The organism is Microvirga sp. RSM25 (assembly GCF_044784385.1).
GTDB lineage: Bacteria > Pseudomonadota > Alphaproteobacteria > Rhizobiales > Beijerinckiaceae > Microvirga > Microvirga tunisiensis.
In genome coordinates, this window is the sequence record NZ_CP173040.1 from 181,870 (window position 1) to 199,573 (window position 17,704).

The 17,704-nt window shown below is 58.5% G+C and carries 13 protein-coding genes and 1 pseudogene; 11 read left to right on the forward strand and 3 right to left on the reverse strand.

The features are described 5' to 3' along the window. Positions 1-49 precede the first annotated feature (49 nt). Together ACD578_RS26835 and ACD578_RS26840 are read right to left on the reverse strand one after the other, a co-directional pair. On the reverse strand, positions 50-1,012 hold the full coding sequence (locus ACD578_RS26835) for a D-2-hydroxyacid dehydrogenase (protein WP_404294923.1): 963 nt from the start codon (positions 1,010-1,012) through the stop codon (positions 50-52). A 329-nt stretch (positions 1,013-1,341) separates the two neighbouring features. Further along, entirely contained in the window at positions 1,342-1,920 is a 579-nt protein-coding gene (locus ACD578_RS26840; RefSeq protein WP_404294925.1) for an Lrp/AsnC family transcriptional regulator, read from the reverse strand. Positions 1,921-2,085: 165 nt separating this feature from the next. Between ACD578_RS26840 and ACD578_RS26845 the strand changes: the two genes are divergently transcribed. The 8 genes from ACD578_RS26845 to ACD578_RS26880 all read left to right on the forward strand — a co-directional run bounded on the left by ACD578_RS26845 (position 2,086) and on the right by ACD578_RS26880 (position 12,645). Further along, positions 2,086-3,294, forward strand: coding sequence for a DUF2817 domain-containing protein (locus ACD578_RS26845; RefSeq protein WP_404294926.1), 1,209 nt, complete (start codon positions 2,086-2,088; stop codon positions 3,292-3,294). 57 nt (positions 3,295-3,351) lie between these two features. Beyond that, positions 3,352-4,491 (forward strand): ABC transporter substrate-binding protein, encoded by a 1,140-nt coding sequence (locus tag ACD578_RS26850; protein ID WP_404294928.1) that lies wholly within the window; start codon positions 3,352-3,354, stop codon positions 4,489-4,491. Continuing rightward, on the forward strand, positions 4,476-6,245 hold the full coding sequence (locus ACD578_RS26855) for an ABC transporter permease subunit (RefSeq protein ID WP_404294930.1): 1,770 nt from the start codon (positions 4,476-4,478) through the stop codon (positions 6,243-6,245). Before ACD578_RS26850 ends, ACD578_RS26855 begins: the two co-directional genes overlap by 16 nt. A 38-nt stretch (positions 6,246-6,283) precedes the next feature. Further along, positions 6,284-7,465 carry a M24 family metallopeptidase gene (locus ACD578_RS26860; protein ID WP_404294932.1) on the forward strand — a complete coding sequence of 394 codons (1,182 nt, stop codon included), beginning with the start codon at positions 6,284-6,286 and terminating at the stop codon, positions 7,463-7,465. Between the two features lie 23 nt (positions 7,466-7,488). After that, positions 7,489-8,229, forward strand: coding sequence for an ABC transporter ATP-binding protein (locus ACD578_RS26865; RefSeq protein ID WP_404294933.1), 741 nt, complete (start codon positions 7,489-7,491; stop codon positions 8,227-8,229). Between the two features lie 73 nt (positions 8,230-8,302). Next, on the forward strand, positions 8,303-8,548 hold the full coding sequence (locus tag ACD578_RS26870) for a TOBE domain-containing protein (protein WP_404295626.1): 246 nt from the start codon (positions 8,303-8,305) through the stop codon (positions 8,546-8,548). 177 nt (positions 8,549-8,725) lie between these two features. After that, positions 8,726-9,079 (forward strand): RidA family protein, encoded by a 354-nt coding sequence (locus ACD578_RS26875; RefSeq protein ID WP_404294935.1) that lies wholly within the window; start codon positions 8,726-8,728, stop codon positions 9,077-9,079. Between the two features lie 476 nt (positions 9,080-9,555). Further along, positions 9,556-12,645: an FAD-binding and (Fe-S)-binding domain-containing protein gene (locus ACD578_RS26880; protein ID WP_404294937.1), complete on the forward strand. Its 3,090-nt coding sequence runs from the start codon at positions 9,556-9,558 to the stop codon at positions 12,643-12,645. 277 nt (positions 12,646-12,922) lie between these two features. Here the strand turns inward: ACD578_RS26880 and ACD578_RS26885 are convergent. Next, positions 12,923-13,965, reverse strand: a pseudogene (locus ACD578_RS26885) (integrase core domain-containing protein); the annotation flags it as partial. Between the two features lie 173 nt (positions 13,966-14,138). Between ACD578_RS26885 and ACD578_RS26890 the strand changes: the two are divergent. The 3 genes from ACD578_RS26890 (at position 14,139) to ACD578_RS26900 (ending at position 17,531) form a co-directional block, all read left to right on the forward strand. Beyond that, positions 14,139-14,861: a hypothetical protein gene (locus tag ACD578_RS26890; protein WP_404294938.1), complete on the forward strand. Its 723-nt coding sequence runs from the start codon at positions 14,139-14,141 to the stop codon at positions 14,859-14,861. A 57-nt stretch (positions 14,862-14,918) separates the two neighbouring features. Continuing rightward, positions 14,919-16,058, forward strand: a complete 1,140-nt coding sequence (locus tag ACD578_RS26895; protein ID WP_404294940.1) for an ABC transporter substrate-binding protein — start codon at positions 14,919-14,921, stop codon at positions 16,056-16,058. A gap of 717 nt (positions 16,059-16,775) precedes the next feature. Beyond that, positions 16,776-17,531 (forward strand): SDR family NAD(P)-dependent oxidoreductase, encoded by a 756-nt coding sequence (locus ACD578_RS26900; RefSeq protein WP_404294941.1) that lies wholly within the window; start codon positions 16,776-16,778, stop codon positions 17,529-17,531. Positions 17,532-17,704: the final 173 nt, after the last annotated feature.

Consider the following 17,704-nt stretch of genomic DNA (forward strand, 5'->3'; position numbering starts at 1 on the left):
ACCGCTTGGACCACTGGCATTAGGTCAACTCGCCTGCGCAGCGCCGCAATCAATAACCGCGTCCCAAATCCACGACATTCTTCAGCGCTTGTCCCTTTAGAAAGCGTTCGATGTTGTCTGCGAAGATGGAGAACACCCGCTCTGTATAGTTCGTTGGGCTTCCCGCCACATGCGGCGTTGCGATCACATTTGGCATATCCCACAATGGACTTTCTTTTGGCAGTGGTTCTCGCTCAAATACGTCTAGCATCGCACCGGCAATTGCGCCGGTCTGCAGCGCCTTAACCAGTTCGTCCTCCACCACGACGTTGCCCCGGGCGATGTTGATCAGAAACGCATCAGGTCTCATACGCGCGAGCTCGGCTGCTCCGATGAGGCCCACTGTCTCTGGCGTTGCCGGTAGCGCCAGGACTACGAAATCGCAGAGTGGCAGCAGATCCTCGAGTGCATCGGAGGCGAACAGCCCGTCGACACCGTCAACTGGGACGGAAATATCCCGCTTCGAGCCGACAACCGTCATCCCCGCGCTTTTCGCGCGCCGAGCGATGGTCGCCCCGATCGAGCCTAGCCCGACGACGCCGAGCGTCTTGTCCGCCAATGGCGCCACATAGCGCGGATTCCATTCCCGATTGGCCTGCTCGCGCAGAAACCTGCGGAAATCCCAGTGCAGCATCGTCACGCCGGCCATCACGAAATCCGCGATGATGTCGCCATGGATGCCGCGCGCATTGGTCACCGTGATATGACCCACCCTGTCGCGGATTGGAAACATGGAATCGACACCGGCGCCGGTGCACTGGAACCAGCGCAGCTTCTTCGCCTTGTCGAAAACCTCAACTGGAAAGCGAAAGGCAAGTAGTGCGTCAGCTTCCCCTATGTACCGCTCGAGCCCGTTGGAGTCTGGCGCCACAATAGGGCGGACCTGCGGGAAACGCTCCTCTATAAGCCGCGCATAGGATTCAGCGGCCGGGTGGTTTAGGACAATGGTAAGTTCTGGGCTTTCAACGGCCATGGTTATCTCTCCGTGAATTGACGAGCTTGAGCCGATCCGGACGCCTTCGCGCGCTATCCCGAGCGAGCACGGTGCCGACTGCCCTGCCTGGGGTGGAGTTGCACACCTCCAGCTGGGCGGCAGCCCCGATCGAATGCCCGGTGACATTAGGTTCACGGGTCGGCAGTGAAGTCAGATACCCATAGGTGTCTTGTAGGGGATCAGCAGTTGGTTCAAATGAAAAGGCCATGCCAAGCCGATAGCATTCTCCCCGTCGTCATTTCTTCGAAATTAACATGGATTTCCTGAATAAATGACAGAGAATGATGGACGGGGAGTCCGCGCTCTATTTAGCGGGCCGACAGCGGTGTTTCGTCCAATCCGTCTCCCAATAGGGCCCTAACAGGTAATTGAGCAGCCATCTTTACCGGCTTCGTCACGATATAGGTAAAGTACCGATCAACTCCGACGCCTGCATCAAGAATATTATCAATTACAACTTGGTATATATCCACATCAGACGTGACAATCTTGAGAAGATAGTCCACGCCGCCGCCAAGTGCGTAGCACTCAATAATCTCATCTATATTTTTTATATAGTTCTCAAATATTGAAAAGTCGGACGATCTATGTGTCTTAATAAGTATTTCTGTAAAGAAAGTTTGCACGTTATTAATAAGCCTCAAGTTTACCCGTGCATGGTATGACGTGATGACTTTCTTCTTTTCGAGGCGATTGACACGCTCAAAGCAGGCGCTGGGTGAAAGCCCGACGCTCTCCGCCAGCGCAGCCTTCGTCATGCGTCCGTCGAGCTGGAGGCAGCTCAATATCTTAATATCAATGGCATCAAGCTCCACGCCGAGAGTACGACGGCGGCTGAGCTCTTCATGGGTAAACGATCGGCTGTTGCGGCTGGAGAGAGGGGGCATGGCAAGTATAACTCCCTGATAAAGACTTATGCATATGCTTGCGCGATATGCCCGTTGAATTAGGGCGGCCGAAGAATGTTCCGCGCAGACGCCCAATTGCTGTTATTCCTGCGGTTTCGAGTGGTATAATCTACTGAAACTAACTTAGCAACGGATGGACGAGCCTTGGCGCCGAACTTCTCTCTCGCTCTGCAACAAGTCGGCGGCGGCCGCGAAGGCCAGCAATTGCTGACTGATCGACTGGAAGGCGGCGATCTCCTCGTTTCCGTGAGGTCCTCCTTTTCAGCGACCTACCGCGAGGCACGCGCGAAGTTCGTCGCTGCGTTGCCTCAGACGCGCGCCTACGTCCTTCCCGGTCTGACGGGGCCGGACGGTGAAGAGCTGGCCGTAGACGCCGCCTGGGTTGGCGATCCGGAAGCCGAATGTGTTATGGTCGCCATCTCCGGCGTGCACGGGCCTGAAGGCTTCTGCGGCTCGGGCATTCAAATGGACTGGCTCGCGTTGATGAAAGACGTCAGCCTACCGAAAGGCGTGGCATTACTCTTCATCCATGGCCTTAATCCCCACGGCTTCGCCTGGGACCGGCGGGTGACGCAGGAAGGCTGCGACCTCAACCGCAACTTTGTGGATTTTGCCGTCGGCGCGCCGGCTAATCCCGGCTATGATGAACTGCGGCCCCATTTCGTGCCACCCGCGCTGGATGGGCCGGCCTTTGAGGCGGCACGGGAAGCCATACGATCCTTCAAGCATGCGCATGGCGAGCGGGCCTTCCAAATTGCCCGCAAGGCCGGCCAGTATTCGGATCCCGATGGGATGTTCTTTGGTGGGTTCGAGCCGTCCTGGTCAGCTCGCATGCTGGATGCCATCGCCCGCGAACACGCACTCAACACGCGCAAGTTTGTTGCAGTCATTGACGTCCATACTGGTCTCGGCCCCTATGGCTACGGCGAGTTGCAGAGCGAGCACCGGGCGGCCAGCGCCTCACATGGGATCGCAGAGCACATGTTCGGCCCCAGCGTCACCTCAGCGGATCTGGGAACGTCCAGTTCGATTCCCATCGAGGGCACGCTCCAGCTCTATTGGGAGCGGCTGATCGGCGACGGCCGTCACCTCTATCTGGCCCTGGAGTACGGCACCTTCGATACGGAAGCCGCTCAGCGTGTGCTGCTGGCCGACCAATGGCTGCACGTGCACGGCGGCGGTGACCGGACCAGCGCCTTTGGTCGCGAGGTGCGTCAGCACATGCGGGCGCATTTCTGTCCAGACGATCCGATCTGGCAGGAGGCGGTGCTGTTTCGCGGCCGTCAGGTGCTTCGGCAGACGCTGTCGGGGCTTACGCGGATGACGCAGGGCGACGTCGGGTTGCCGCCATAGGCGGAGCCAATTGCCCACAAAGATCCAAAGGGAACCACAATCAAGAGAGGACATGCGATGACTGAGTCAAAGGATCGTAGTTTTCCCGGAGCCGGCTTGAGCCGCCGGACCCTCCTGCGGGCTGCTACTGCCGCAATGGCCATTCCCGCGGTTGCGTGGGCAACCACGGGTTTTGCGCAGGACAAGCTCTCTGGCAAGGGCGAGGTCGTCGTGTATTCGCCAGGTGGTTCATTGACGCAAGCTCTCCGCAAGAGCGTCTTCGAACCTTTCACCAAAGCGACCGGCATCACCGTCGTTGACGTGACAGCGGACTTCGCTGAGCCTCAAGTGAAGGCGATGAACCAAGCTGGCCGCGTGGACTGGGACACGGCCTTCGTCCAAGCGCAGAACTATCCCGATATGCATGCCGCCGGGATGTTCGTTCCGATCGACTATAGTCTTTGGGACGATGAGTCACTGAAAGGCGTTCCTGAAGCGAATCGACTCAACGATGCGGTCGTTCTGTATGGGTCAGCCATGCTGCTTGCTTATGACGAGCGGGTATTTGGCGCCAATGGTCCAAAGAGCTGGGCCGATTTTTGGGACGTCAAGGCGTACCCCGGACCGCGTGGCCTTTATGCCCCGGCTGCAAAGCACAACCTTGAATTCGCCTTGATGGCTGATGGCGTGGCGAAGTCAGAAATCTGGCCGTTGACAGACGACAAGATCGACAGGGCTCTAAAGAAGCTCGATGAGATCAAGCCGCATGTCACCAAATGGTGGACGGCTGGCGGTGAAGCGCCGCAGTTGCTTCTCAACCGCGAGTTCGTGATGACGAACGCCTTCGATGGCCGCGTGATTGCCGCCATCAACCAAGGAGCGAAAATCCGGATGGTGTGGGAAGGCGCGCACGTCAACTACACCTACTGGACGGTGCTCAAAGGCGGCCCAAACAATGCAAATGCGCAAAAGTTGATCGCCTTTATCAATAAGGCCACTGTCGCAGCCGGCTTTACCCAGGCGAGCGGTTACCCCGGACCCAACAGGAACCAGCTCGAGCATCTGCCGTCTCATCTGGTGCCACTGCTCAGCATAAGCCCCGAGAATGCCTCAAAAATCGTTATCGAAGATTCTGCTTGGCTTGCCGCCAAGCGCCCCGACGGCAAAACGAATCTTGATCACATCCAGGAGCGGTGGCTGGCATGGCGGGCAAAGTGATTTCCCTCGCAACAAACGCATCGGCGGAGGCCTCGCGGCCTTCGCTGTCGGCCAGGCCCACCGGATGGGCCTGGCTCCTGCTACCCGGTAGCATTTTCCTCGCGGTGCTTTTTGTGGTGCCGCTCCTGGGGCTGCTGCTGCTTTCCCTGGGGATGCCTGACTGGACGCTGGCGCATTTCCTACGCATTGGCGACAGTCCTGCTTATGCAACTGTGCTGGGCACCACGCTTGAGATCAGCCTTTCGGTGACGGCGCTTGCGTTCGTGTTCGGTTATCCCATCGCCTATGTCCTGACGACGGGCGGACCAACATTGCGCACTTTCCTGCTCATCGCGGTGGTGCTGCCCTATTTCACCAGCGTTCTGGCGCGGACCTTTGCCTGGATCGTCCTTCTCGGACGCGGTGGCGTCATCAACGAGATCCTGCTCCAACTCGGCTTGGTCTCGCAGCCGGTGACCATGCTTTACAACCGCGTCGGCGTGATCATTGGCATGACCCACATCATCATGCCGCTCATGATCCTGCCGATGTCCACGGTCATGTCCAGCATCGACCAAAGGCTGCTGCGGGCTGCGAGGGCGAGTGGAGCAAGCCCGCTTGCCGCTTTCCTCACGATATTCCTGCCGCTCAGCCTGCCCGGCGTCATTGCCGGCGTGCTGCTCGTCTTCATCTATTGTCTCGGCTTCTACATCACGCCGGCATTGCTCGGTGGGTTGTCGGATCTCACCATCACCATGGAGATCAGCGCCCAGGTCGTCGACCGCCTCAACTGGAATTTCGGCGCCGCCCTCTCCATGGTGCTACTGGTGGGCGTCCTGGCCATATTGTGGATCGGCTCGCGTTTCTTCCCCATTGAGCAGCTCTTGGGGTTCTCCGACGGCAAAAGCGGCTCTGATGCCACCCCCCGCCGCCAGCTGGGTACGCGTTGGCTGATGCATGTCGGCTCCGCAGCAAACGCGCTCGACCGCTGGCTCCCCTCGATGGGCGGTCGTGGTGTTGTGATCTTGGCGAGCTTCCTGGCAGTGCTCCTGCTGCTGCCGGTCCTGATCGTCGCCTACCTGTCGTTCAGTTCATCGCCTTACTTCGTGTTCCCCGTGCCGGGCTACTCGCTCGGCAACTACCAGGCCTATCTTTCCGATACCCTGTGGATGAGCGCAACCTTCGCCAGCATCCGCGTCGCCCTGATGGCGGCCGGCATGGCGACGGTGCTTGGTGCCATGCTCGCCTTCGGTCTCTCGCGCGGTCGTATTCGTGGGCGCAGTGCGATCGTCGCACTCGTGCTCTCACCGATCATCATGCCGACGGTTATTGTGGCGGTTGCGACCTATTTCCTGCTGGTGCGGGTCGGGCTTCAGGGCACCGAGTTTGGACTGGCGCTTGGCCACGCGGTTCACGCCATCCCGTTCGTGGTGGTGATCGTGGTTGCCAATTTGCGGGACCTCAACCCAGCCTATGAGCGCGCGGCCCGCAGCCTTGGTGCCGGGCCTCTGGCCACCTTCCGCACCATCATTGCGCCGCTGGTCATGCCGGCCTTCATCGTCGCCGCCTTCTTCGCCTTCCTGACCTCGTTCGACGATGTCGTCTATGTGCTGTTCCTCGGCATCGGAAAAGTGACGACGCTGCCCATGCGCATGTGGGAAGGGATCAAGCAGGATATCAGTCCGACCATCTCAGCGGTGGCCACGTTACAAATGGCGTTCGCGGCGATCGTCATCATCATTGGAGCGGTGCTGGGGCGCCGAAGGAATACGTGACGGCTCGCGCTGAGAGCCCAATCAAGAGAGAATCAGACATGATTACCGACTCCGATCTGCTGCCCATCGATGCGATCGACCAGCTACCCTTCACTCCGGCGGAATTCAACGCTCGCCTTACGGCATGCCGGCAGGCCATGAGCGAGCGTGGGATCGACTATCTCGTGCTCAACTCGCCTGAGAATATCTATTACCTGTCAGGGTTCATAACCCGGGGATACTACGTCTTTCAGGCCCTGGTCGTGACACATACCAGCGAGCCAATCCTCGTCGTGCGTCGCTATGAACAGGCCAATGTCGAGCGGCTGTCCTACTACCGCAACGCCGCAATATGGCAGGACACCGACGTTCCGGCAGAGGTGCTTGCCCGGACGCTGGCTGATTTGGGCGCTGCGGGGAGGACCGTTGGCGTCGATGCCAATTCCGTGTTCTTTCCGGTGAGCGCCTATGAAACGCTTCGCGCCGCGTTGCCCGGATCCAGCTTCCTCAATGGGTCCGCCGTGTTGGAGAAAAGCCGGGCGATCAAGTCCCCGCAGGAGATCGCCTACATCCGCCGCGCGGCTGAGGCGCTGTCCGCAGGGTTTAGGGCTGCGCACGAAGCCGCGCGTCCGGGGCGTACCGAGAACGACGTGGCCGCGGCGTTTCATCATGCTGCCATCTCGGCGGGCAGTGAGTACATGGGCGGACCTCCCTACATCGCGGCCGGCCCGCGCACCGCGCTCCCGCACGCCACCTGGGCTGGACGACGCATCGAAAGAGGCGATCTGGTCTTCATCGAGGGATCCGGCAACTGGAAGCGCTATAGCGCGGCCATGATGCGGACCTGGTGCATGGGAAAACCGAGCGATAGCGTCCGCCGCGCAGCGGACACGTCCATAGCCGCACTCGATGCAGCTATCGCCGCTATAAAGCCGGGCGTAACGAGCGGCGAAGTTGACGCCGCGTGTCGCGGCACCGTCGCTCGCGCAGGTCTTGCCCATGCCTTCATCCATCGAACGGGCTACTCCGTTGGGGTTGGCATTTGCCCGGGCTGGGGCGAGGGCTGGGTGATGGACCTAAAGGAAGGAGACTCACGCGTTCTGCAGCCGGGCATGGTCTTCCACATCGTGCCGGTGCTCTTCCCAGAGCCTGATGTCAGTGTCGGCTTTAGTGCAACCGTGCTCGTGACCAACGCCGGCGCAGAGGTTATCTCCGATTACCCGCGGGAGATGGAATTATGAGAACCGCACATAACATCACTGATGTGAAAACCGGCGGCATCGCGCTTCGCGGTGTCCGCAAACGCTACGGCACCGCCGTCGCCGTCGACGGCGTCAGCCTTGACATATCGCCCGGGGAATTCGTCTCCCTGCTCGGCCCCAGCGGATCAGGCAAAACCACCACGCTGATGATGATCGCCGGGTTCGAGACGCCCGACACCGGCCAAATACTGCTGGACGGGAAGGACATAACCCGCCTGCCGCCGCACCGCCGCGAACTCGGCATCATCTTCCAGAACTATGCGCTCTTCCCCCACATGACGGTCGCGGACAATGTTGCCTATCCGCTGCGCATGCGCCGCATGGCGAAGGCAGAGGTCAAAAGCCGTGTCGACCGCGTCCTTGAGCAGGTGCAGCTTGGCGCGCTGGCCGACCGCTATCCCCACCAGATGTCCGGCGGCCAGCAACAACGCGTTGCGATCGCCCGCGCTCTGGTGTTCGACCCGCCCGTTCTGCTTCTGGACGAGCCACTTGGCGCCCTCGACAAGAAGCTGCGGCAGCATCTGAGAGCGGAGATCAAGGCGCTGCACAAGGAGGTCGGCAAGACGATGATCTACGTCACGCATGACCAGGAAGAGGCGTTGGCTATGTCCGATCGTGTTGCCGTCATGCACGAGGGCCGGATCAGGCAGGCTTCTTCACCGCGCGACATCTACAGCCGCCCCGCGGAGTTGTTCGTCGCCAGCTTCGTGTGGGGAAGCGAACCTCATTCCGGTCAAACTTAAAGGCGGTGTGGCCTACAGTCCGGACGGGGCACGTCTCGAAGCAACACAATGGGATGGCGACGACGCGGAGGCTATGCTCTGCGTCAGACCAGAACACGTTCGTCTCGATCTGGCCGGTGTTGGAGCGGCGCCGGGCCTCCCTGGAGCCGTCGTCGACTCCACCTTTGTCGGTGATGCGACGGTCATCGAATGCGAGACAAGTTCTGGGCTGCGGCTCACCTCAAAGGTCCTCAACCAGCCGGGCAACCCAGTTCCCTCTGTGGGGTCAAGTTGCGTTCTATCGTGGGCTCAGACCGATGCGACGATCCTGACCCAATAGCCTGATCCAACGGGATGCCCGCATTTACCGATAAATGCGGGCGTCGGCTCACCTGATCGGCTATTCATGGCGGCAGGGGCCTAAAATCAATCATACACCAGGAAGTTCTAAATCACGGGCGTGCGGATTTCCCGGACGACTGTCAGATTTGCCCGTTTCACCGAAAAGGACATCAACATGGATGAAGTCAAACGCCACGAAGTTGGCCCTCGCATGAGCCAAATGGTTGCTTGTGGTAATATGGTCTATACTGCGGGTGTTGTAGCGCTGCGTGCCCCCGGCAAGCCGGTTGGCGAGCAGACCGCCGACATTCTAGCCAAGATCGATGATCTGCTTGCCGCCGGCGGAACCGACAAGAGCAAGATACTGACAGCCACAATTTGGCTCTCCGACATATCCTCTTTTGCGGAAATGAACCGTGTATGGGACAGCTGGGTGGTTCCCGGAAGCACGCCTTGCCGGGCCTGCGTCGAGGCAAAGCTGGCAGGATCGGAATATACGGTCGAGATCCAAGTCACTGCAGTGCGTTAAGTTGAACCCGTGAGTGACTGCGTCGTAAGCCTGCAACCGGCTTACGACGCAGGCTCAGAATTCATTGCCAATGGGCCGAAGTTTGCACCAGCATTGGCGGCACCCGGATCGTTTCGTGGCTGCAAACAACACAACAACCCTGTCACGCTAGCTTGGTGGCATCGAATGAACACATCGTCCTAACGCGGCGCAGCGCGCCCCGTTAACATGTCCGAAGGAGCAGATTTGGATGTGTCCCTTCATTGGAGAACTAACATCGTCGGGACGCGAGTTCCAAAGGGTTTGACTGACGATGATCGAGGAAACTGTGGGGGTACTGGAACCCGCAATTTGCCCTACTATCTGTGGCGAACGTTGAGAAGCCTCGAGTCATTTGGGTTTGTGGTCAAACACATAACCATCAACGACAGTACCGCACTGATGCGTATTCTCAGGCAAGCCACTTGGTGAACTAAAGAGAAATCTCGAGCTCCCGTATGATTCCACGCCTGCTGTCCGAAACCGCCGTCAAACCTTGGATTCCCACTTTCTTCGAACGTCTGGTTGAGGTCGGCTTCCGCGGTGAGGTGAGAAGCGATCATTCGCATCGAATTGTTCTGGCGACGGATAATTCCGTTTATCAGGTCAAGCCGGCTGGCGTTGCGTTTCCGCGCGATGCGGAAGACGTGGTTCTAGCAATGAGAGCGCTTTCCGAACCCCGATTTGCCGACGTTGCGATCACACCGAGAGGCGGCGGGACCGGCACCAACGGTCAGTCGCTGACCGACGGGGTCATAATCGACTGCTCACGCCACATGAACCGGATCCTGGAGATCGACCCTGTGCGCAGAGTGGCCCGGGTTCAGGCCGGGGTCGTCAAGGACCAGCTCAACAAAGCACTCAAGCCTCACGGACTGTTTTTTGCTCCGGAGTTATCAACCTCAAATCGCGCCACGATCGGCGGCATGATCAGCACGGATGCCTGCGGGCAGGGCTCCTGCCTTTATGGCAAGACCAGCAATCATGTGCTTGGCCTGAGGATGGTGCTGAGTGACGGCACTGACTGGTGGTTCCGTCCTGTCGATGAGGAAGAACTTGCCAAGTTGCAGGCTCGGGCCGACCGCATCGGCGCGATCTATCGACAACTGGAACGGATCGAGCGTGAGCAGCAGGATCTGATTGCGGCAACATTCCCGAAGCTCAATCGTTACTTGACAGGCTATGACCTCGCCCATCTGCGGCGGCCGGATGGGCGCTTTGACGTCAATGCCGTTCTCTGTGGCTCGGAAGGCACGCTCGGCCTGATCGTAGAAGCGGAGCTGAACGTGCTGCCGATCCCAGACCGCTCCGCTCTCATCAACATCCGGTATGAGGACTTCAATACAGCGCTTGAGGATGCCCGCCATCTCGTGACACTCAAAGTCGCGTCGGTCGAGACCGTGGACGAGAAAGTTCTAGGTCTTGCCAAGGGTGACGTGATCTGGACGAGGGTTGCCGAGTTCTTCTCAGACGAAGAAAGTGCTCTGGCGAACGGGATCAACATCGCGGAGATATTGGCAGACGACGAAGAAGAGCTGGAGCTGAAGCTTTCGGAGGTTCTATCGGCCCTCGGGTCGAAGCCGATGAAGGGCCGTGTCGGCTACACTATCGCCAGACGTCCGGGAGATGTCGAGGCGATCTGGGCCATGCGTAAGCGTGCTGTCGGTCTGTTAGGCAATGCCGAAGGGTCTGCCAGGCCCGTTGCCTTTGTTGAGGACACCGCGGTCCCGCCGGCAAATCTAGCGGCCTATATTCGGGAGTTTCGCGCCCTTCTGGATGCAGAAGGACTACAATACGGCATGTTCGGCCATGTCGATGCAGGTGTACTGCATGTGCGCCCTGCGCTCGACCTCACGCGGGATGAGCATCTGCCGCTTATTCGAGGCATCAGCGACAAGGTGGTAGCGCTGACGCGCAAGTACGGTGGCGTGCTCTGGGGGGAACATGGCAAGGGTATGCGTTCAGAATACGTTCCGGAATTTTTCGGAGCGCTCTATCCGAGTCTGCAGGCTGTCAAGGCGGCCTTCGATCCTGGAAATCAGCTCAACCCCGGCAAGATTGCGGCGCCCGAGACCTCTAAACTGAAAAAGATCGATGAAGTCCCCTTACGGGGACAATTCGACCGCGTCATTCCCTCCGACATCAGGGCGGCCTTCGGCAACGTGGCCTTTTGCAACGGCAACGGCGCCTGCTTTGACGTCGAGGAGGATAATGTCATGTGTCCTTCTTACAAGGCGACCCGCGACCGGCGGTTTTCGCCAAAGGGGCGAGCCTCACTCATGCGGGAGTGGTTACGCCTTCTTGCGAAAAGCGGCGTCGATCCGCGCATCAAGGCGGAGCGCGCTCGCGCTCGCAAGCCCTTTCACGTCCTGGTCCGAGCGTGGAACAGCCTCAATCCGGCCAATCGTCACGACTTCTCCCATGAGGTTCGGGAAGCCATGGACACCTGCCTGGCGTGCAAGGCCTGTGCCGGACAATGCCCGGTCAAGGTCAGCGTCCCGGCCTTCCGATCAAAGTTTCTTGAGCTCTATCACGACCGTTACCTGCGCCCACTGAAGGATCCGATCGTAGCAGCAGTGGAGACGATCTTGCCATTGGCGGCGTGGCTTCGCCCCGTCTATAATGTCGCCGTCACGACTGCGTTTGGCAAGATGGTGATGCACTTGGTAGGGCTGACAGCATTGCCAGCCATCCCAGCGATCAAGCTCCGCCGCGAACTCGCCCGCCGTGGTGTTGACATTGCCAGCACGGACCGGATTGCGCGACTGGCGCCGAATGAACGCGAACGTGTTGTGGTGCTTGTGCCAGATGCCTTCACAGCAAACTTCGACCCTCAAATTATCCTTGATGCCGCTGATCTTGTTCGCAAGATGGGGTTTGTTCCTTTCGTTACGAAAGATCACGAGAACGGCAAGGCCTTGCACGTCCACGGCTATCTCGCTCGTTTCACCAGAACTGTAGCCGCCACGTTATGCCATCTCGACGAATTGGCGGAAATGGGCGTCGTGCTCGTCGGTCTTGACCCCTCGATGACGCTCACTTATCGCGACGAATATGCCGAGGCTCTGTCAGCCTCTCCGAAGGCGCATGTTCTGCTTCTGCAGGAGTGGCTGCACTGTAATCTAAAAACACTACGTTTGATCCCGGAAGCAAAGATCGCCAGCACGTTCAGGCTTCTGTCTCATTGCACGGAACGGTCCGCCCTTCCCCAGGCTGCGAGCCAATGGGCTGCCGTATTCGACCAGCTAGGCATTGATTTGTCGATTGCGGATGTCGGTTGTTGCGGAATGGCCGGTACGTTTGGTCATGAGGTCCGAAACCGTGAGATATCGGATGCTCTGTTCGCAATGAGCTGGGAGGACGAAATCGCCGCAGCATGTGGCGAAACGGTTCTCATGGCGACGGGATATTCCTGCCGGTCGCAAGCCAAATGGATGAGGAAGGTAACCCTTCCGCACCCCATTCAGGTTATCAGCGCCCTCGCGGCTCAACATGGCGCCAGCTCTCACCGTGAGCCAGTAAAGAGACAATCAAGTCCTGCCGGTTGACTGCATCAGGGTCGGGAGGGAAGGGCAACGGTAATGCCCGCGAAACAGCGACTCTGCCGCGTTTCTCCTCTCAGCGACCACGAAAGCGTCGTTTGGCTGCTCCGAGAGCATACCTCGACTCAGCGGCGAATCCACTGGACTGCCGTTCCTGGCGACGGTCTGATAAATAGCGTCATTGATCCCGGATTTCCTCAGACTTATCAACGCAGGCTGGTCCGCAATGCGGTTCGTGGTACTGACCTGATTTTAATAATGCATGAGGCGGATTGAGAGCCGACTGCATAATGGGGGAAGTGGGTAGCTGCTGCGTAACTGCCTCCATTGTCACAGGTGCCGACGGTCGATACCCCGAGGTTGAATGGGGCTGCACGTGATTGTGATGGTGCCTTCAGGCACCGCTCATGACCTGAGCTTCCTTCAAGCTGTAGACGATCTCCAGCTTCGAGAACTCATCCCTGAATCTCCCATTATCGCTCTCGCAAAACCTGGTCTCCCGTGAGACACTAGGCTTGATGTACAGGGTGTTGGTCCCGAGTCGCGTTAGCCACTCCCGCAGAGCCAGGGCGACCATCTCCAGGCCGTTAACGCAGCGCACATGCTCAGGGACGCCTTTGGCCAGCATGGCGTCTGCCAATGTCTCGATCACCCCAAAGCTGTTGATCCTCCAGACTACCTTCAGAGCCAGACACTCACGCGTCTACTCATTAATCAGCGTCATGATCCGCAGGCGCATGCACGAGCTGTCATTGAGCCACAGCCGGGCACATTCAGAACCTCGCGACGCCAGATTCGCTGGCCCCGACATCGGCCCACCGTCCAGTCGATCCGCTGCAGCAGGGCAGTGATCCGCCGGAAGCCATCGCGGTCGTACTCGGAGGCCAGTGCGACGACCGCTCTGGTCAGAGCTTCCTCGTCAGCCTGAAGAGTGGGTCCAAAACGCTGTGCCCCACCGGTTATCTGATGATGTGGCAGGCGTGGCGCTCGGAGAGGCTGTGCCTTTCCCAGCTGCGGCTCATCACCTGCTGGCGCCGTTCGGGGCTCACACAAGTTGCCCGAAGCCCCATCCTTGAGGATCTTCTTCTCCAGCGCGAGGTCGGCCACGAGCTAACGCGGCCGACCTCGCGCTACACCAAGTCCTTCAGTCCGCTGAGGCTGCTTGATCTGCAAAGCCCTGTGCTCTTTACGGCAGCGAAAGTAGCTCTGCTCCGACATGGCGGTGTCCTTGCAGGCGAGCGTGATGCTTTTGCCATGCGCGTGCTGTGCCTCAAACTGGCGCAACTTCGCGATGATCTGCTTCGAACCAAACCTCTTCGTCGGCATCTTTGGCCCCTTGGCTCCACAGGTCAATTCTCTCAATCAACCTGGTCCAGTTCCGCCCAGTCAGGTCAGGGTCAAAAGATGGTTCAACACAAAACCTCATATCTCACTGGGAGCAGTCGCCATACCGTCATTTCTTCGAAATTCCGGCGAAGCTGAAGAGTAACCCACCGCATATGCTGACTAAGCTCTTCATCGGTGGACGATCGCTGTCGCGCCTACGGACGGGGCGCACAGCAAGTATTCCTCCTCTCTACAATTTATGCATTCGCGCTAAATTTTTGCCGCCGAAGAATATTCTGCAATTGCGATCGAATGACGTCTTTCCTGCGGCTGTACGTGGCATAGGCTTTTGGGACGGGTTAAGCAACGGATGGACCGGTTTGGCTCCGAATTCTTCTCTCTCTTCGCTTCAGAGCGGCGGCCGAGGCGGACAATTGTTGTCTGATCGACTGGAAGACGGCGCTATCCTCGCTTTAGTAAAGCTCTCCTTGTCAGCGACTTACAGGGAGGCACGCGGGAAGTCCGTCGCTGCATTGCCTCAAGCACGCGCCTACATCCTCCCCGACTTGACAGGGGCGGAGGGTGACGAGTTAGCCGTAGATCCCACCTGGGTTGACGATCCCGAAGCTGAATGCGTCACGGTCGCCATCTCCAGTACCTTCGATACGGAAGCCGCTCAGCGTGTGCTGCTGGCTGACCAATGGCTGCACGTGCACGGCGGCGGTGACCGGACCAGCGCCTTTGGTCGCGAGGTGCGTCAGCACATGCGGGCGCATTTCTGTCCAGACGATCCGATCTGGCAGGAGGCGGTGCTGTTTCGCGGCCGTCAGGTGCTTCGGCAGACGCTGTCGGGGCTTACGCGGATGACGCAGGGCGACGTCGGGTTGCCGCCATAGGCGGAGCCAATTGCCCACAAAGATCCAAAGGGAACCACAATCAAGAGAGGACATGCGATGACTGAGTCAAAGGATCGTAGTTTTCCCGGAGCCGGCTTGAGCCGCCGGACCCTCCTGCGGGCTGCTACTGCCGCAATGGCCATGCCCGCGGTTGCGCAGGCAACCTCCGCCTTTGCACAGGAGAAACTCGCCGGAAGCGGCCAGGTAGTGGTCTATTCGTACGGCGGTTCATTTACCGCCGGCATGCGCAAGTATGTCTTCGAACCTTTCACCAAAGCGACCGGCATCACCGTCGTTGACGTGACAGCGGACTTCGCTGAGCCCCAAGTGAAGGCGATGAACCAAGCTGGCCGCGTGGACTGGGACACGGCCTTCGTACAAGGGTTTACATATCCGGCCATGCACGAAGCTGGCATGTTCCTGCCAATCGACTACAGCCTGTGGGACGACGAGTCGCTGAAAGGCGTGCCGGACTCGGCCCGCCTTAAGGATGCGGTCGTGGCGTTCTTCTCGGGCACCCTGCTCGCATATGACGAGCGTGCATTCGGGAAAAGTAGCCCAAAGACCTGGGTCGATTTCTGGGACGTCGGAGCGTTCCCTGGACCGCGCGGTCTTTCCGCTCCCAACCCCGAATACAATCTCCAGTTTGCGCTGTTGGCCGATGGCGTGGCGAAGTCCGACATTTGGCCGCTGACAGACGAGAAGATTGACAGGGCGCTGAAGAAGCTCGACGAAATTAAGCCACATGTGAAGAAATGGTGGACGGCCGGCGGTGAAGCGCCACAGTTGCTCATCAGCCGCGAATACGCCATGACCACCACGTACGATGGTCGTGCAATCGCCGCCATCCGCCAAGGGGCACCGATCCGTATGGTATGGGACGGCGCGTATGGGAAAAATAACTATTGGGTCGTGCTCAAGGGCGGTCCGAATACCGAAAACGCGCAGAGGCTGATCGCATTCGTGAACCGGGCAGCGATCGCAGCCGGCTTCACGCAAGGCACTGGCTATCCCGGCGCGAATGTAAATCAGCTTCAGCATTTGCCGTCCGAGCTAGTTCCGCTGGTCAGCGTTAACCCCGAAAATGCCTCGAAGACGATAATCGAGGATGCCGCTTGGCTTGCCGCCAAGCGGCCCGACGGCAAGACAAATCTTGACCACATTCAAGAGCGATGGCTGGCATGGCGAGCAAAATGATCTCTCTCACAAAGAATGGTGCGCTGGAGGCCTCACGGCCTCCGGTGCCGGCACGGGCCACAAGATGGACTTGGTTCCTTTTGCCCAGCAGTATTCTCCTCGCAGTGCTGTATATGGTACTGCTTGCTGCGCTCCCGCTATGATCGTTTGGCGTACCAGACTGGACGCTGGCACAGTTCCTGCGCATTGGAGACAGTACGGCTTATGCGGCTGTGCTGCGGCCATAAGTGATATGATCATCTCGCCCGCTTGTTCGCTGAATCGGAAATGGGCAGAGAGACGGGCGCTGTGATCTTGTCGCTTATTGAACCCGCAATGCTCCCGAGGCTGCAATTTGGCTCCGCGAGGTCTTGATCTGGGTTGCCGGTCGGCCAATCAACAATAGCAATGAACTTCTCCAGTAGCCCGCAGTGTTAGCAAGTCGCAAAGTCAACAAAATAAGACTGGACGTTTATCTGAGGAATAACGGCTCAATGTTAGCAGAAGGTGGCGCTCAAGCTTATCCTCCAACGACACACTCCTCTTTCGACGCCACCAGCGGACAGAGGATTATTCGGGATTCGTGCCGAGCTTTCGATGAATGTATGCTTCAGCCTATTCTATTAGGTTTGGTGCGCTTCGTTGCTCATTGCCAGAATGGAGCGCAAGTTGGCGATATTAAATAGTTGGTTATCGCGAGATATGGATAGACCGGCTAGACGGGTCATAGGAGGAAGCATGAAGCGTTTCGTAGGCAAGATCGCTGTAGTAACAGGCGGCGGACGGGGAATTGGAGCGGCCATCTGCCACCGATTAGCGTCCGAAGGCGCATCAGTGGTTGTTGTGGATATAGACGGCGCGATGGTAAAAGCGGTCGTTTCCGAAATTGCTTCCAAGGGCGAAGCTGCGAGACCGTGGATTGCCGATCTCGGTGATGCTAACTCGTGCCGCCAGGTCATAACTGAGGCACTGCGTACACATGGCCGCGTGGACGTTTTAGTGAACAACGCTGGAATCATCAGGCGTGGCGAACTGCTCGCACTGTCCGATGACGACTGGAGAACTACCTTCGCGGTCAACCTGGACTCAATGTATCACCTTTGCAAAGCAGTTCTCCCATCAATGATCGAAAGTGGTGGTGGCGCTATCGTGAACATCTCGTCCCAGTGGGGTCTGCATCCTGCACCTGGGAATATTGCCTACAACGTATCAAAGGCCGCAGTTGCTGCGTTCACGCAAAACCTTGCGCGCGACTATGCTCCTCGCAAAATCAGAGTCAATGCAGTTTGCCCGGGTGAGATTTACACGGCAATGGTCCAAGAAGGTCTCGCTCGATCAGGTCGTACTCTTGATGAAGCCAATAGACTCGTGCCTTTCGGGCGCATTGGGCAGCCGGATGAGGTTGCCGCACTTGTGGCATTTCTGGCGTCCGAAGAAGCACCATTCATGTGTGGGTCACTGGTGGAAATCACCGGAGCTCAAGCTGTTGCCTGAGCTTCGGAAAGGCGAGTTAACGCGATTGCGGTGGTTAAAATCGAAGAACAGGATCCCGTCATGATACGAAATCCTATCCCTTGGCCAAATGGAGCGAGATGCGCTGTAGCTTTCACGTGGGATGTGGATGCCGACAGTTCAGTCCACGCATCCCGGCGAGAAGACGCAGATAA

Coding starts and splice junctions, on each gene's coding strand:
- ACD578_RS26835 (WP_404294923.1), bottom strand. CDS start 1,012: ATGGCCGTTGAAAGCCCAGAACTTACCATTGTCCTAAACCACCCGGCC.
- ACD578_RS26840 (WP_404294925.1), bottom strand. CDS start 1,920: ATGCCCCCTCTCTCCAGCCGCAACAGCCGATCGTTTACCCATGAAGAG.
- ACD578_RS26850 (WP_404294928.1), top strand. CDS start 3,352: ATGACTGAGTCAAAGGATCGTAGTTTTCCCGGAGCCGGCTTGAGCCGC.
- ACD578_RS26855 (WP_404294930.1), top strand. CDS start 4,476: ATGGCGGGCAAAGTGATTTCCCTCGCAACAAACGCATCGGCGGAGGCC.
- ACD578_RS26860 (WP_404294932.1), top strand. CDS start 6,284: ATGATTACCGACTCCGATCTGCTGCCCATCGATGCGATCGACCAGCTA.
- ACD578_RS26870 (WP_404295626.1), top strand. CDS start 8,303: ATGCTCTGCGTCAGACCAGAACACGTTCGTCTCGATCTGGCCGGTGTT.
- ACD578_RS26875 (WP_404294935.1), top strand. CDS start 8,726: ATGGATGAAGTCAAACGCCACGAAGTTGGCCCTCGCATGAGCCAAATG.
- ACD578_RS26880 (WP_404294937.1), top strand. CDS start 9,556: ATGATTCCACGCCTGCTGTCCGAAACCGCCGTCAAACCTTGGATTCCC.
- ACD578_RS26890 (WP_404294938.1), top strand. CDS start 14,139: ATGCTGACTAAGCTCTTCATCGGTGGACGATCGCTGTCGCGCCTACGG.
- ACD578_RS26895 (WP_404294940.1), top strand. CDS start 14,919: ATGACTGAGTCAAAGGATCGTAGTTTTCCCGGAGCCGGCTTGAGCCGC.
- ACD578_RS26900 (WP_404294941.1), top strand. CDS start 16,776: ATGAAGCGTTTCGTAGGCAAGATCGCTGTAGTAACAGGCGGCGGACGG.